This window comes from Bellilinea sp. (assembly GCF_053501535.1).
This window is the reverse complement of record NZ_JBRCOK010000067.1, coordinates 1-14,980: the sequence shown is the minus strand read 5'-3', so window position 1 is coordinate 14,980 and position 14,980 is coordinate 1. Positions and strand designations below refer to the sequence as shown.

General features: G+C 57.0%; 15 protein-coding genes. 1 reads left to right on the top strand and 14 read right to left on the bottom strand.

What is annotated here, in order from left to right; all coding sequences use genetic code 11:
• Nucleotide 1: 1 nt before the first annotated feature.
• The 11 genes from ACWIZX_RS07260 to ACWIZX_RS07210 form a co-directional block, all read right to left on the bottom strand.
• Nucleotides 2-559, bottom strand: coding sequence for an NADH-quinone oxidoreductase subunit J family protein (locus ACWIZX_RS07260; RefSeq protein WP_448335294.1), 558 nt, complete (start codon nucleotides 557-559; stop codon nucleotides 2-4).
• 18 nt (nucleotides 560-577) lie between these two features.
• Complete coding sequence (gene nuoI, locus ACWIZX_RS07255) at nucleotides 578-1,069, bottom strand: NADH-quinone oxidoreductase subunit NuoI (RefSeq protein WP_322793895.1); 492 nt, start codon at nucleotides 1,067-1,069, stop codon at nucleotides 578-580.
• Between the two features lie 4 nt (nucleotides 1,070-1,073).
• Nucleotides 1,074-2,105, bottom strand: coding sequence for an NADH-quinone oxidoreductase subunit NuoH (nuoH, locus tag ACWIZX_RS07250; protein ID WP_322793896.1), 1,032 nt, complete (start codon nucleotides 2,103-2,105; stop codon nucleotides 1,074-1,076).
• Nucleotides 2,106-2,116: 11 nt separating this feature from the next.
• On the bottom strand, nucleotides 2,117-4,609 hold the full coding sequence (gene nuoG / locus ACWIZX_RS07245) for an NADH-quinone oxidoreductase subunit NuoG (protein ID WP_448335293.1): 2,493 nt from the start codon (nucleotides 4,607-4,609) through the stop codon (nucleotides 2,117-2,119).
• On the bottom strand, nucleotides 4,606-5,877 hold the full coding sequence (nuoF, locus tag ACWIZX_RS07240) for an NADH-quinone oxidoreductase subunit NuoF (protein WP_448335292.1): 1,272 nt from the start codon (nucleotides 5,875-5,877) through the stop codon (nucleotides 4,606-4,608). Before nuoF ends, nuoG begins: the two co-directional genes overlap by 4 nt.
• Entirely contained in the window at nucleotides 5,874-6,395 is a 522-nt protein-coding gene (locus ACWIZX_RS07235; protein ID WP_322793899.1) for an NADH-quinone oxidoreductase subunit NuoE family protein, read from the bottom strand. Before ACWIZX_RS07235 ends, nuoF begins: the two co-directional genes overlap by 4 nt.
• Nucleotides 6,392-7,621: an NADH dehydrogenase (quinone) subunit D gene (nuoD, locus tag ACWIZX_RS07230; protein ID WP_448335291.1), complete on the bottom strand. Its 1,230-nt coding sequence runs from the start codon at nucleotides 7,619-7,621 to the stop codon at nucleotides 6,392-6,394. The genes ACWIZX_RS07235 and nuoD overlap by 4 nt, the downstream gene beginning before the upstream one ends.
• A gap of 13 nt (nucleotides 7,622-7,634) precedes the next feature.
• Nucleotides 7,635-8,147 (bottom strand): NADH-quinone oxidoreductase subunit C, encoded by a 513-nt coding sequence (locus tag ACWIZX_RS07225; protein ID WP_448335290.1) that lies wholly within the window; start codon nucleotides 8,145-8,147, stop codon nucleotides 7,635-7,637.
• Between the two features lie 76 nt (nucleotides 8,148-8,223).
• Nucleotides 8,224-8,706 (bottom strand): NADH-quinone oxidoreductase subunit B, encoded by a 483-nt coding sequence (locus ACWIZX_RS07220; protein WP_322794312.1) that lies wholly within the window; start codon nucleotides 8,704-8,706, stop codon nucleotides 8,224-8,226.
• On the bottom strand, nucleotides 8,697-9,053 hold the full coding sequence (locus ACWIZX_RS07215; protein WP_322794313.1) for an NADH-quinone oxidoreductase subunit A: 357 nt from the start codon (nucleotides 9,051-9,053) through the stop codon (nucleotides 8,697-8,699). Before ACWIZX_RS07215 ends, ACWIZX_RS07220 begins: the two co-directional genes overlap by 10 nt.
• A gap of 197 nt (nucleotides 9,054-9,250) precedes the next feature.
• The gene (locus tag ACWIZX_RS07210) at nucleotides 9,251-10,468 is read right to left on the bottom strand and encodes a M28 family peptidase (RefSeq protein ID WP_448335289.1); all 1,218 of its coding nucleotides are present in this window, start codon (nucleotides 10,466-10,468) and stop codon (nucleotides 9,251-9,253) included.
• Between the two features lie 138 nt (nucleotides 10,469-10,606).
• On the opposite strand from ACWIZX_RS07210, the gene ACWIZX_RS07205 reads away from it, so the two are divergent.
• A complete protein-coding gene (locus ACWIZX_RS07205) occupies nucleotides 10,607-11,659 on the top strand; it encodes a potassium channel family protein (RefSeq protein ID WP_448335288.1) in 1,053 nt (350 codons plus the stop codon).
• On the opposite strand, the gene ACWIZX_RS07200 is transcribed toward ACWIZX_RS07205, so the two are convergent.
• From ACWIZX_RS07200 to ACWIZX_RS07190, 3 genes are all read right to left on the bottom strand, one after another.
• On the bottom strand, nucleotides 11,629-13,545 hold the full coding sequence (locus ACWIZX_RS07200; protein WP_448335287.1) for a DUF6541 family protein: 1,917 nt from the start codon (nucleotides 13,543-13,545) through the stop codon (nucleotides 11,629-11,631). The genes ACWIZX_RS07205 and ACWIZX_RS07200 overlap by 31 nt on opposite strands.
• Nucleotides 13,546-13,609: 64 nt before the next feature.
• Nucleotides 13,610-13,930, bottom strand: a complete 321-nt coding sequence (locus ACWIZX_RS07195) for an AzlD domain-containing protein (protein WP_322793032.1) — start codon at nucleotides 13,928-13,930, stop codon at nucleotides 13,610-13,612.
• Entirely contained in the window at nucleotides 13,927-14,601 is a 675-nt protein-coding gene (locus tag ACWIZX_RS07190) for an AzlC family ABC transporter permease (RefSeq protein WP_448335286.1), read from the bottom strand. The genes ACWIZX_RS07195 and ACWIZX_RS07190 overlap by 4 nt, the downstream gene beginning before the upstream one ends.
• Between the last annotated feature and the right edge of the window lie 379 nt (nucleotides 14,602-14,980).

Here is a 14,980-nt window from a genome sequence, read left to right as displayed (position 1 = left end):
CTCAGCCCTCCACGGGTGTTTCAGGTTTTTGAATTCCCGGTTTTGGTCGGGTGGGTCCTTCATGCTTGGAAAGCAATATTGCACCGACAGTAGCCGCCAGCAGGATGAAGGCCGTCACTTCAAACGGCAGAAGGTAGCGGTTGAAGAGCAGCATACCTATCTCTGCCGGACTGGCAAAAGTTTGCGGGATGAGCGGGATGGATTGCAACGGCGTGGTGCGCAGCAAATAGTAAAGCACAATCTCTGCCAGAAAGATGACCACCAGTAAAATGCCCAGCACGCGCTGCCCGCGCAGTGGCTCGGTCAGCGGCAGGTTTTCAGCGCCCAGCAGCATGATCACAAAAATAAACAGCACCATAATCGAGCCGGCATAAACCGTCACCTGCGCAAAGGCTATGAACGGCGCCCCCAGCGCCAGATACAGCAAACCCACCGCAACGAAATTGACTACCAGAAAGAGCGCCGAATAAAGCGCGTTGCGGCTGATGATCAGCCCAACCGCCGATACAATGACCGTCAAACCGAGTATTCCATACACCAGCAGGATGCCAATATCCATTCGCTTGGTTTACCTCCTTTAATCCTGTGGGTCCTGCATCACCGGCACCGAACGGGTGTACTTGCCCGGTTCGGTCTTTTGCGGGGTAGGCTGGCCGCCCGGCGGCACCGGCTCTAACAGCATATCTTTGGTGTAAATAGACTGATTTCGGTCGGTGAAAGACAGTTCGTAATTGTCGCCCAGCACAATCGCCTCGGTTGGGCAGGCATCCTCGCAGAACCCACAAAAAATGCAGCGCAGCATGTTGATTTCGTAGGTGCTGGCATAGCGTTCACCGGGCGAGTAACGTTCTTCATCGGTATTTTCTGCCGATTCGACAAAAATGGCATCGGCGGGGCAGGCCGCCGCGCACAACGAACAGCCAATGCACTTTTCCAGCCCGTTTTCGTAGCGTTTGAGCACATGCCGCCCCTTAAAGCGGGTGCGTACCGGCCGTTTGACCTCCGGGTACTGGATGGTCACCGGTTCCTGAAACATCTCGCGAAGCGTGGTCAATAACCCTTTTAACATACCTCTAACCTCCTGCAAGCACAACCACAGCTGCTGTGACAATCACATTCACCAAACCCAGCGGGAACATGATCTTCCAGCCCAACTGCATCAAACGGTCATAACGGATGCGCGGCAGGGTTGCCCGCACCCAAATCATGAAGAACAGCCACACAACCACCTTTAAGAATAACCAGTGCGGCCCGGACGCAAACAGCCAGCCAATGACCGGCAGACCGCTCAACATTGCCAGCGGCGAAAGATAACCACCCAAAAACAGGGTTGCCCCAATCATCGAAACCGCAATCATCTTGATGTATTCGGCCATGAAGAACAGGGCAAACTTCATGCCGGAATATTCGGCATGATAGCCGGCCGTCAATTCCTGCTCGGCTTCCGGCATATCAAACGGGGCGCGGTTGACCTCGGCCAGCGAAGCCGCCAGAAACAGCACAAATCCGGCCGGCTGCAGGAAAATGAACCACAACCCCTGCTGGGCGCGCACAATTTCCAGCATACTCATCGAGCCGGTCAGTAAAATCGGCCCGACAAACGAAAGTCCCAGCGCCAGCTCATAACTGATCATCTGCGCGGTAGCCCGCAGCCCGCCCAGCGTGGCATATTTGTTATTGGATGACCAGCCTGCCAGTGTAATACCGTACACCGAGATGGAAGTGACCGCCATGATATACAGGATGGCGACATTGACATCCGTCAGGTAGAGCGTGTAAGTCTTGCCGAACAGGGTGATCGTTTCTCCCCACGGAATGACCGCCGTCACCACCAGCGCCGGGATGACCGTAATGACCGGCGCCAGCGTGAAGAGCAGCTTATCGGCCCCGGCTGGGGTCAATTCCTCTTTGAAAATCAACTTGATGCCGTCTGCCACCGGCTGGAGCAGGCCGAACGGGCCGGCACGGTTCGGCCCAACCCGCGCCTGAATGCGCGCCAGCACTTTGCGCTCATACAGGGTAACATAGGCAAACCCACCGGTCAGCACCAGAATCAGGATCAGCGATTTGATAACCCATTCCCAGAATTGCGCCGCTGTAATCATGAATGCTCCTTTCAATCCGCGGATGCCACCGTCAGGCGGTCTAAACGTACCGCTGCCGCGCTGGCCAGCGGAATGCCGGTACTGCGCACCGCCAGGCCGACCCCCAGCGGCAGCTGCTCATCCAGTTCTACCCGGGCTTCAACGCTCCATCCGTCCCGGCTGAGCCGCACGGTCTGGCCCGCGTTCAGGCCAAAGCCGGCAGCCGTCTGCGGATTCAGGCGGATGCTCTTGCCCGCCAGCCGTTGATGCAGCAGCGTCGAAGGCAGCACGGTGCTGCCGCGGTCATACAGGCGCGTCACCGGCGCAAGCAGGATTTCTCCCTCCCCTGCCGCGGCGGGCGCGGCGGTTTGTGCCCCCGCAGCCACAACCGGCTGAGCGGCAGGCAGCAACGGCAGCTGAACACCCAAACCCTGATGATTATCGTAAGCCGTACCGCCGTAGTACAGATCCGACCGTCCAATAATCGGGTACTGTGGGGTCACCTCTGCCAGTTGCGTGTAGGTCAGGCCGGCATAGGCCGGCAGTGTTTTCGCCAGCCGCAGGAAGACCAGCGAAGCAGCCCGCCCTTCCAAATCCAGCCCAAGTGCCTTAGCAATGCCCGCCGTGACGACAAAATCTGCACGGGTTTGCGGGCGGGGCGGCAAAGCCGGGTAAAACCGCTGAACGCGCCGTTCGCCGGAGGTGAAGCTACCTTCCCGCTCGGTGAATGCCTGTACCGGCAGCACCAGATCGGCACGCCGCGCGGTTTCGCTCATGAACAACTCCTGCACGATGACAAAGCCGGTTTCCTCCAGTGCCTGAGCCAGCATCGGGTCATCACCCGCCGGGTCGGCCGCGGCAATCAGGGCAACTTCGGCCTTACGCAGGGCAGCCGGCAGATCCTCCAGCGGACGGAAACCGGCGTCCCACGCTCCCTGATCGTTGGCGCGCTGCCAGACGGCTACCAGCCCGTTGTTGACCTGTCCTGCTTTGCCGCGCCCCGCCAGAACAGCCGCCGCAGTGTGCGCCAAACGCTGGGATTGGGTCAGTCCAATACCTTCACTGCCGTACAGAATCACCACGTTTTCAGCGCTCTGAAAATCGGCCACAGCAGCCCGGTAGGTTTCCGGCCCATCCGCAGCCGGCAGGAAAGCCGACAGGGCAGTACTTTCTTCGCCATAGGCATATCTCAGGCTGTGCGCAGCAAATTTATCCAGCCGGGTCAGACGGGGGTTCAACACAATCAGGCGCGCGCCGCGTTGAGCAGCCGCCTTGATGCGCAGCCACCACAGGGGAGCTTCCTCGTGCAGGTCGCAGGCCACCACCAGAATAGCGGTTTCTTTGCCCATGCTGCCAAAATTACTGCCGGGCGCCAGCCCAAAACTGGCGGTCAGGTCGCCGCCCGCCATGTCACTGTAAAGCACGGTTTGACCGTTTTTCGCCAGCGTCAGTTCGCGCAGGTTGAACAGGTCTTCATTGGAAAGCCGCCCGCCGGCCAGGGTCAGCAAACGCTGGCTGGCGCCGATTTTCTCGGCAGCCAGCCGGAAAGCATCCTCCCATGAGATTTCTTCAAACCCCTCCCCGCGCCGCACCAGCGGATGGGTCAGGCGCTGCGGGCTTTCGGTGTAATGATAGGCAAATCGCCCTTTGTCGCAAATCCAGATTTCATTGACCTGCTCGTTCTGGCGCGGCATGACACGCTTGATGACCGGATTGCCGCCAGCGCGCGCCTCGCGGCGGGTGTTGAAGGTCAGGTTACAGCCCACCGGGCAGTGGGTGCAAATGGAAGCCGACTGCTTCAATTCCCACGGGCGGGCGCCAAAGCGGAAGTCCGCACTGGTCAACGCGCCGACCGGGCAAATATCGGTGGTATTGCCGGAGAAAATCGAGTCAAAGCCCGGCTCGGAGAAGGATACAATCTCCAGCCGCCGCCCGCGGTTGTAAAAGCCAATCACCGGGTCATCGGCAATCACATCCTGAAAGCGCACACAGCGCGCGCATTGAATACAGCGCTCGCGGTCAAGGTAAATCAATTCGCCCAGCGGGACATGCTTGGCAAGGTGAATCTTGTCATCGTAGAGAAAGCGCGACTGCCCCGGCCCATAACCCATCGTCAGGTTTTGGAGCGGGCACTCGCCGCCCTTGTCGCAAATCGGGCAGTCGAGCGGGTGGGAAGTGAGAATAAATTCCAGCACTTCACGGCGCGCATCCGCCACCACCTGCGTTTGGGTGCGCACCACCATCCCCTCGGATACGGGCGTGGTACAGGCGGTTTCCAGCTTGGGACCGAATTGAAGGCGCGGCTTGCCGTTTTCATCCAGCAGCACTTCACCCGTACCGCGATCCACCATCGGGCGACCGATTTCCACCAGACACATGCGGCACATGCCGACCGGCTCCATCTTGGGGTGGTAGCAGAAAACCGGGATATCGTTTCCAATTTGTTTGGCAGCGTCCACCACCAGCGTGCCGGCCGGCACGCTCACCTGTTGATCGTCAATTGTCAGCGTAACCAGTTTGGTCATGATTCAACCTCGAGGGACGGCGCAGCGACCTTTTGCAGGTAGTCCGCGCGGAATTTTTGGAGCGAGGACAACACCGGTAAAATGGAAAATTCGCCCAGCGCGCACAAGCATTTGCCCTGCATCTGACTGGCAACCGCCTGCAGCAGTTCCACATCCGCTTCAACCGCCTTGCCATCCACAATCCGTTCAAGGATGTGGGTCATCCAGTACGTACCTTCCCGGCAGGGGGTGCACTTGCCGCAGGATTCGTGCTTGAAGAAATGGGTGGTTTTGTGCGCCAGCCAGGCCATGTTGACGGTTTCATCCAGCACAATCACCGAAGCCGAACCGAGCGAAGCCCCCAGCCCCACCAGCGATTCGTAATCCATCGGGGTATCCAGGGCTTTTTCATCGGCGATGATCAGCGAGGAGGATGCCCCGGCCGACATGATCGCCTTGATATTGCGTCCTTCTGGAATGCCCCCGCCGTAGTTGTAAATCAATTCGCGGAAGGTGGTACCCAGCGGCAGCTCGTAATTCCCCGGGCGGTTGACATGCCCCGAGAGGCTGAATACCTTAACCCCCGGGCTCTTATCCGTGCCAAAGTCGCGGTACCAGGCCGCCCCGTTCTGGATGATGGGCGGGACGTTGGCCAGCGTTTCCACATTGTTGATTACCGTTGGGCGGGCGTACAAACCGGCCACCGCCGGGAAGGGCGGGCGCAGGCGCGGCTGTCCCAGTTTGCCCTCCAGCGATTCGAGCAGCGCGGTTTCTTCGCCGCAGATATACGCCCCCGCGCCCATATGGGTGTAGAGGCGCAGGCTGTAGCTGCTGCCGAACAGGTGATCCCCCAGCAGACCGGCGGCTTCCAGTTCGGCAATCTTTTGATCGAGCAGCTTGCCAATCTGCCAGTATTCACCGCGCAGGTAGATGTAGGCCGCGTTGGCCTGAATGGCAAAGGCGGCAATCATAAGCCCTTCCAAAAACTGGAACGGGTTGCTTTCCATGATCTCGCGGTCTTTAAACGTGCCCGGTTCCGATTCATCCGCATTGGCGACCACATAATGCGGCCAGATGGTGTTGGGGCAGAACGACCACTTCAAGCCGGTGGGAAAACCCGCCCCGCCGCGTCCGCGCAAACCGGAATCTTTGACAATTTGAATCACCTCAGCCGGCTGCAGCGAAGTAACCGCCTTGCGGAAAGCCTCAAAGCCGCCGTGCTTCCGGTACACTTCCAGCCGGTCAAGGTTGGGAATATCGCGATGGCGCAGGAGAATGTGCTGACTCATGCCTCTTCTCCTTTCGCTGCTCTGGCTTGCTCGCGCAGCGCATCAATGACCGCCAGCGCCGTTTCCACCGTCTGATTTTCGTGGAAGACGATTTCGCCGTCCCCCTGCACCTGAAAGACCGGCGCACGGTGACAGGCGCCGATGCACTTGACCTCTTCCAGATGGAAAAGCCCATCCGGCGTAGTTTCACCAACCCCAATGCCCAGTTTTTCGCTCAACTGGTGCAGAAAATCCTCAGCACCGCGCAGGGCACACGGCAGGTCGGTACACACCTGAATGTGGTAACGTCCCAGTGGTTGATCATAGTAAAGGGTATAAAAACCAACGATGGAAGCCACATCGGTGATCGAAATCTCGCAAATTTCAGCAATATCGCGTAAATCCTGCGCGCGAATGTAACCTTCCGCCCGCTGGGCAAGGTACAACAACGGCATCACCGCCGAGCGTTTGCGGTCGGCGGGATATTTGGCCAGAATGCGCTCAACTTCCTGTGGGTATTGGGCTAATAATGCGTTCAACGGTCAGCATCTCCCAAAACAATATCAACACTGCCGATGATTCCCACCAGGTCGGCGATGAAGTGATTGCGGGTGAGAATCGGCATGGCTTGTAAATTGGCAAAAGAAGGGGTATTGTAATGAACGCGGTAGGGCTTCGGTCCGCCATCCCCTTCCAGATAAACACCCAGTTCACCGCGCGGGCCTTCGGTGGCGACATACACATACTCTTTCGGAGCCGGGAAGCCCTCCGTCCACAATTTGAAGTGGTGGATCAACGCTTCCATGCTCACCCCCAGCTCCGAGCGCGGCGGCGGCACAAATTTGCGGTTATTGCTGCGCACCGGCCCGTAGGGCAGCCGGTCCAGCGCCTGCCGGATGATGCGCACGGACTGGCGCATTTCCTCGACGCGCACCAGATAGCGCCCGTACACATCACCGGTTGTAGCCGTGGGGATTTCAAAATCGTACTGCTCGTAACCGCTGTAGGGGCGCACCTTACGCAGGTCATAGGGCAAGCCGGTGGCACGGATGACCGGCCCGCTCAACCCCCAGCGCTTGCAGTCCTCCGTAGAAATCACACCGATACCCTGCGTGCGCTCCAGGAAGAGCATGTTGGTGGTCAGCATGGATTCGTACTCGTCAATGCGCGCCGGCATGATATTCACAATGTGACGCACGGCGGCCTCAAATTCCACCGGCACATCCCGCCATACCCCGCCGGGGCGGATGTAGGTGGTCATCATGCGCTGACCGGAGACCATCTCAAACACATCCAGAATCAGCTCGCGTTCACGCATGCAGTACAGGAATACGGACATAGCCGCCAGGTCCAGCGAGCTGGTCCCCAGCCAGAGCAGGTGCGAGGAAATGCGCTGCAGCTCCGCCAGAATGACGCGCAGTGCCTGAGCGCGCGGCGGCACATCCAACCCGACCAGTTTTTCAACCGCCAGACAGTAGGTCAGGTTGTTGCCCATGTTGTTCATGTAATCAATCCGGTCGGTCATCACCTCAGCTTGCTGGTAGGTCTTGGCCTCCATGTTCTTCTCGATGCCGGTGTGCAAAAAGCCGATGTCGGGAATGCAGTTAACCACAATCTCACCATCCAGCTCCAGCAGCAGGCGCAGCACGCCGTGCGTACTGGGGTGCTGCGGTCCCATGTTGAGCAGCATGGTTTCACCGGCCAGGGCGCGCTCGCTGACCAGATGTCGCAGTTCATCTACCGTTACAGGGCGTAATTCGGTCATGGCTGCCTCCGCCTCATTCCTTTGCATACGGCTTGCGCCGGTCAATTTCTTCATAGTTGAACGAGAACTGCGGCTCCTCATAGCCGAGCGGATAATCCTTGCGCAGCGGGTGCCCCTGCCAGTCGTACGGCATCAGAATTCGGCGCGGGTCAGAATGCCCGTCGAAAGTGATCCCGAACATGTCCCAGATTTCGCGTTCCTTCCAGTTGGCGTTGGGAAAAATGCCTTCGATGGTATCAATGTGCGGGGCGTTTCCATCCAGCGGCACACGCAGCCGTAAGAGGAGATTGTGGGTCATCGAATAAAACTGATAGACCACATGAAAGCGCGGGGCTTGTTCAGGCCAGTAATCCACTGCGGTGGCATCAATGAGTACATCGAAGCCGTACTCATCCCGCAGGGACTGCACGGCTTCCAGAAGATGTTCGCGGCTGAGGATCAGGGTGGTTTCACCGGCATAGCGGTGCGAATTGGCGCTAAACCGCTCCTGAAAATCCTGTACCACTTTTTCGAGATGTTCGCTCATCCGTTACTCCATCCTGCTTGTTCCAAAAATCACATAATATGGAGATAGACCAGGTTGCTCCCTACAGGTAAAGCAATTATGACCAGTCTTTCAGCTTTTCGCGTTTGACTTTTTCGTGCAGGGTCATCACACCGTGAATCAACCCTTCCGGGCGCGGCGGACAACCCGCCACATACACGTCCACCGGAACCACTTCATCCACGCCCTGCACAATGGCATAATTGTTGAACACCCCACCGCACGAGGCGCAATCGCCCATGGCAATCACCCATTTGGGGTCGGGCATCTGGTCATACAGTTGACGTAAAACAGGCGCCATCTTGCGGCTCACCCGCCCGGCGACAATCATCAAATCCGATTGGCGCGGGCTGGCACGCATCAACTCCATGCCAAAACGGCTCATGTCGTAAGCCGGCGCCTGAGCGGCCATCATCTCAATGGCGCAGCACGCCAGACCAAACAGCATCGGCCACATCGAGTTGGTGCGCGCCCAGTTGACCACCTGTTCCAGCGAAGTCGTTACAACCCCTAAATTGCCGGTTTTCTGCTCTAGTCCCATTCCAATGCTCCTTTCTTCCACGCGTACAAATGCGCTACCTCTAAAACGACCAGAAACACCAGCATCCCGAACAGTCCCAGCGTCCCTAATTGACGCAAAACCACCGCCCAGGATACTACAAACACCACTTCAATATCAAAAAGGATGAAAAGAACCGCGATTAAGTAATAACGAATTGACATGCGCCGCCGTCCGGGGCCGTACGGCACCATGCCCGATTCATAGGGTGCCATTTTACGCGGGGTGGGGCGGCGCGGCCCAAACAAAACCCCCAACAAAATAACGATGAAACCAATCAGAACGGCGAGTGCAAGGATGACCAGCAGGGGAAGGTAGTCTTCGAACATGATGGGCCTTTCAATTCGCACAAATATAGTCCAATTACCCGTTTGTGAGTATATCACAAACGGGAATGCTGGTGGTAAATTTCACAAGAAAAAAGGACGAACGAACAGAAGAAAACTACTCCCCTATTTTACTTTCTTTTCGCAATTAATCAATGCTGATGTCTAATTTTTGAAATTTCTTTCGGCTTCAAGATGACTTAATCACTGGAATTCGCCTTTATCAAGTCCGAAACCGCCAATGCGGTTTCAACAACCCGCTCAATGGCGACAATGTCGGGCGTGTCTTTGGCAGTATGAATGACGTGCTGCATCAGGTCCGTCATTTTTTCAGCAGTGAAAGCCAGCGTTGGTACGCCATTCATCAAAAACAGGCTGTGGTCGCTCTGAAACCATGCCTCTCCTTCGATCAACCCTTCAAAGGACAAAAAGCGTCGGCGGACAAACTCTTCGAATTCTGGTGGAAGTTGATACAAAGAAAATGCTGTGCGCCCTTGACGATAGCCAACCAGGTCAAAATTAATCCCCAACACAATTTCCGCAAACCGGCCTTGATTTTCCCTTATCCACACCACCTCGCCGGGATTGGCGTAATCATCTTCACCATTGAGGGCGGTTAACTCAATCGTCCAATTCAACTCATGGCCGCCAAGCATTTTTGCCAGCAGCAGTAAGATTGCCACACCACTGGCATTATCCAATGCGCCAGGCGTCCCTAATTTTGCATCAAAATGGGCAAAACAAACCACCCGCCTGGGGCTTTTACCGGGCAACACCGCACAGACATTGCAACCCTGCGCCGTCAACCGTTCGGCGCGAATTTCCAGTTCAACACTTTGACCTGCGTGTTCAGCCAATTCTTTTCCGGCTTCTTCGGTCAGGTAGACTGATGGAATGTCGAAATCGCCATCCTCAATCAGCGGAAAGGGGTAAACTCCGCCCGCCATTTGTGGATCACGACCGGTAGCCGCAATGATTGCCAGCGGCATCTTTTGCTCCAGCAGACGAATCCAGTTTTGATGCAGTTCATTTTGATAAAAGGGGAAATTTTTTGGCGTCCATTGTTCGCGTGTCAAATCACCGTGCAGCAATACCACCTTCCCCCTCAGTGATTCTCTTTCCAGTTCGGCTGGGCTGCCCACGCAGACCAGCGGGGCATTCCACTTACCGCCCCGGCTGTAAGGACTGACTTTTGCTTCATATACCCTTCCACCTGTGCGCAGATGACAACCCTCCTCCTTCCAGTCCAGGCAGTCAAACTGCGGAGAATGTACCTGCCAGCCGCTGGCCGAAAAGACGCTTTGAATATATTCCGCCGCCTGGCGATTGCCCCGGCTGCCTACACTCCGCCCGCCTGTTTTCACACACAGGAATTCCAAATGCTCTTTGACCAGTTCTTCCCAGTTTTGTGTATTCATACAAGATCCCTCCCAATAGCCAGAATCCTCACCCTGTCCAAAATTGTAAATCGAAAGAATCGGATATACTTCCTACCAGAGGAGGATTAATCCCCTCCCTGAAGGTCGTGGAGTCACTTAATGCAAGATGGAATGGTCATGAAAGCGACCCGCCGCCATTTTAATCAATCCCTTTTTCGTCGCTGGCAGGCTTCCTGGCGAGATACACTGGTGTTGTTGCGTCAATTTCGTCTGCCCCTGCTGGTTTTTGCCGCTGCTTTGTTAGGGGCAGGTGCACTTTATCAGCAGCTGGCAATGCGCTTTGGCGAACCGGTGGATGGTTTCGTTGCTGCAGTGTATCTGATGCTGACCATTGCATTCCTGCAGCCAGCCGGAGAATTTCCTCATCATCCCATCTTACAAGTATTTTATTTCTTCATGCCAGTAATCGGCTTGTTGACGCTGGCACAGGGGCTGGCAGATTTTGGCATCATGCTTTTTAACCGCCGCGCGCGCAGTAAGGAGTGGGAAATGGCAATTGCTTCAACTTTTTCCAATCATATCATTCTGGTTGGATTGGGACATTTGGGTTATCGGGTGGTCGAGAAACTGCATTTTCTGGATGAAGCCGTGGTCGTCATTGAACTTGACCCCGCCGCCGATCTGGTCAACACGACCCAAAAAATGGGCATTCCGGTCATTCAGGATGATGCTTCGCGTCCAACAGCACTGGAGGCCGCTGGCATTGCCAAAGCCCGCGCCATTGTGCTTTGTTCGCAAAATGATGCCTTGAACCTGAAAATAGCCCTCAAAGCCCGCAGCCTGAATCCTGATGTTAAAGTGATTATCCGTATTTTTGACGACGATTTCGCTGACGCGCTGCAGGCGCAATTCGGCTTCATTGCGATGAGCGCTACCGCCATGGCTGCGCCGGCGTTTGCCGCAGCAGCGGCCGGTACCGACATCACCAATCCCATTAATATTGAAGGGCAATCGCTCAGCCTCGCGCGCCTGCAAGTCAAATCCGGCTCACACCTTGCCGGTATATCCGTTGGAGAGGTTGAAAAAAATTATGATGTCAGTGTCGTGATGATAAAAGACAGCCTTCAGCAGGATATGCACCCTTCGGCCGAAAGGCGCATTCAGGCCGGCGAAACGCTGGTTATTTTAGGCGGTCTATCTCAATTGAACATATTGCTTCGCGATAATTGAGGCTTAATTTCAAAAATGAACACGCCGCCCCGCCGGTAAATCAACACGACATCCGCACAGTTCAACAAAGCGTTGGGCTGTAAACTGCCGCGCCCTTCGCGGAGATAGACATACGCCGCCCCGCTTTCCTGCACCAACGACCGGAACGCCTCATCACAGGCAGAAAGGCGGCTGGCGCGCTCTGCCCAATCGTTGATGCGCTGAACTTCCCCGGCTTTCCCCAGGGTATATAACGCCGGTGGCAGAAGGGTTTGCCGTCCGGTGATCAGCGGCAGCCAGTAACCGCCATCCACCCCGCGAAAGACACCCGTCATCCACTGGGTGGTATTGATTAAAAAACGCGCATCTGGGGGCGTATTCTGGCGGATCCAGTCGAAAGCCTGCAGATCTGCGCGGCTAACAAAAACGGTTTCAGGATTGATGACCGAGCGGCTCTGCCACCCACCCCATCCGATCATGCTCAGGGCCGCCGCAAGAAGCACCCCCTGCCCGGCCAGCCGCGCAAAACGCCATGGAACGCGCTCAACATGCTCCCCCAACCCAACCAGCCCGTTCGCCAGCAGCAGGGCCGCCGGCAAAAAGAGCACAATCGCCATGTGATCCGGGCGGATTGGGTTCAAGCGCAGCCCCCAGGGCAGCATCAGCAGGGCAATCACCAACCCCCAGGCTGCCAGCCGCCGCGCCCCGCCCTGAATCAGCGTCCACACCAACCCCAGCCCGGCGGCGGCGAACAAAATGTGACTGTAGCGCGGTCCTAAGAGATAGAGGATATAGTTCCAGTATTCTGCCTGCCCGCCATCCAGCGGCGAAACCAGCCAAACGCTGGCGCTCGCTCCAAATTGCCTCCAGATGCGCCACAACCACGGCGCAGCCAGCAGCACACCCCCGGCGGCGCTCAGGGCGGCGGTCAACGCGCTGCGCCGGTCAGGGGCATCCGCAGAAGTCGGCCTGCCCCGCCAGCGGCGGAGCAGCCCTTCAGCCAGCACCAGCGCCACCCAAAAAGCCAGCAGCAGCAGAGCAGTCAGGTGAGTCAGGGCAACCCCGGCAGTGAGCAGCACCACATGTATCCGCTCGGCATTTCGCGAAGACGGGCGGGCAACCCGTTCAACCGCCAGCATGGCCAGCGGCAGCAGTACCAGACCGGCGGAAAGCGTGTAGCGCCCCCAGGTGACATAATAGGCCGGCATTTGAAAGGCAAACGCCACCAGCAGCGCGGCAAGAGCGGCCCGCTTCCAATCCCCCCACCAGCCCTTCGCCAGCCGGTAAACCGAGAGCGCAATCAGCCCATTGAGCGCCTGCCCGAACACCAGCACACCGGCAGGCGCATCCCAGCCGCTCAGCCAGACAAACCACGCCGTAACGAGATGGAAGCCAAAATGGTAGGCAAGGTCTGCGTTGACCTGCGGTGCAAGGCTGGCCGGCACGCCGCCGCTTTCCAGAATTTTTTGCACAATCAGCGTATGGTGCAGGGAATCCACCCAGGCCGGTACATGCAGTTCCCGCGCCTGAAACCAGCGCCAGTAGAGCGCTGCGGCCAGCCCTGCCAGCCCGGCAGCCAGCCCCAGCCAATGCCGCCAGCCGGATGGCTGCCTTTTGAGCGGCAGGCGCAGCAACCCCCCGACGGTCAGCGAAAGCAGACTGATGGCCAGCAACCCGAAAATGAGGGCCGGCGTGAAGCGAATGTGCGCCAGAAACCCTGCCAGGCCAAGTAGCGCTGTCAATGAAAGCGACAAACCCACCGCCTCCGCCAGCCATTCCAGCCAGTCCATCGGGCGGCGCGCCAGCCAGATCAGTACTCCCGCACCGGGCAGTAGCAAGATCAGCCCGGCGCTCAACGCCGACCAGCCCACCTGTTCAGCAGAAACCATCCACCAGTCAGCCGGCATACCTCATCTCTAAAACAGTGCTCATCCTTATAAGTTTATTCTATTTTTTAACCTTGCAGGCAGTTCAACCCAGCAAAAACTGGAAAAGATAGAGGAAGAGCATCCCCCCTGCAATGGTCAAAAAGACATTCCGGCTGCGCCAGGCAATCAAAATTGCCGCAGTCCCCGCCAGCAGGCGCGGGTTGATCGGAGAGAGCAAAACCTGTCCATCCACGACCAGCAACTCAGGCAGGATGATGGCACTGAGGACTGCCACCGGCACATAGCGCAAAGCCCGCACAAACCATTGGGGGGCTTGCCAGCGGCCATGCAGGGCAATGAACGACAATCGGATCGCATAGGTCAACCCGCCCGCCAGGAGAATGATCAGCCAGAAGTCGGTCATTGCCGCTCACTCCACAACCCGGCGGCAATCCCGGCCAGCGCCGCCAGAATCAATCCCAGTTTATAGGGTAAAGGATGAGCCACCACCGTCGTCACTGCCGCTGTCACAGCCGAAAGCAGTAACGGCCGATTCTTAAGGCCGGGCACCACAATCGCGATAAAGGTCAGGGCCAGCGTAAAATCCAGCGACCACGCCGCGGGAATTTGCGCCCCCAGAAAAATACCCAACGCGGTACTGGCCTGCCAGCACACCCAAACCGCCAGCCCCGACCCCAGCAGAAACCAGTGCTGATGACCTGCCGACCCCTCCCTCTCATAGTGATGGATACCCACAGCATAGGCTTCATCCACCAGCACATACGCCAGCACAGCCTTCCAGCCTGCCGGCAGGTGTTTAAGGAACGGCGCCAGCGAGGCACTGTACAGGGCATGGCGCAGGTTGACCACCACAGCGGTTAAAACTACAACCAGCCACGGCGAACCAGCTGCGACGAGATTCACAATCATAAACTGAGAAGAGCCGGCAAAAAGAATTGCCGACATGGCCTGAGCCGCCGCTGCCGGGAAACCGGCTTTAACCGCCAGCACGCCATAAATCATACCGAACGGTGCAATACCGATGAGCAGAGGGAGCGTGTACTGAAATCCACTGAGCAGTTGTATTCTTTTCAAAACCCGGCAGCCTTCTATTTTGACAATTCGATGACGAACAGGCAGGTAAAAGCCAACCGATTTTTGTGACCTTCAATCGTTAGCCCTTTCACAACCGTTCCTGACCATTAGTTAAGTCAATGCGGGATAAGTCATTTTTACATCAACTTTCGAATTTTCATCCCCCTCACGTCTTCCCCAAAATCGCCCCTGCGATTTTGGGGGAGGTGCAGGGGGTCATTGGCATTGCCTGCCATGTTTTGATCTGATCCCGAGCTCACGTTTAGTTAGCAATGATTTTTCGCCGAATTAAGCGATTATCAATTTTTACCGCAAGGGGTGGAAAATTGCAATTCTTCTGGCAAAATTGTCAATCACGGATATGCCGGGCGGGTGGGAG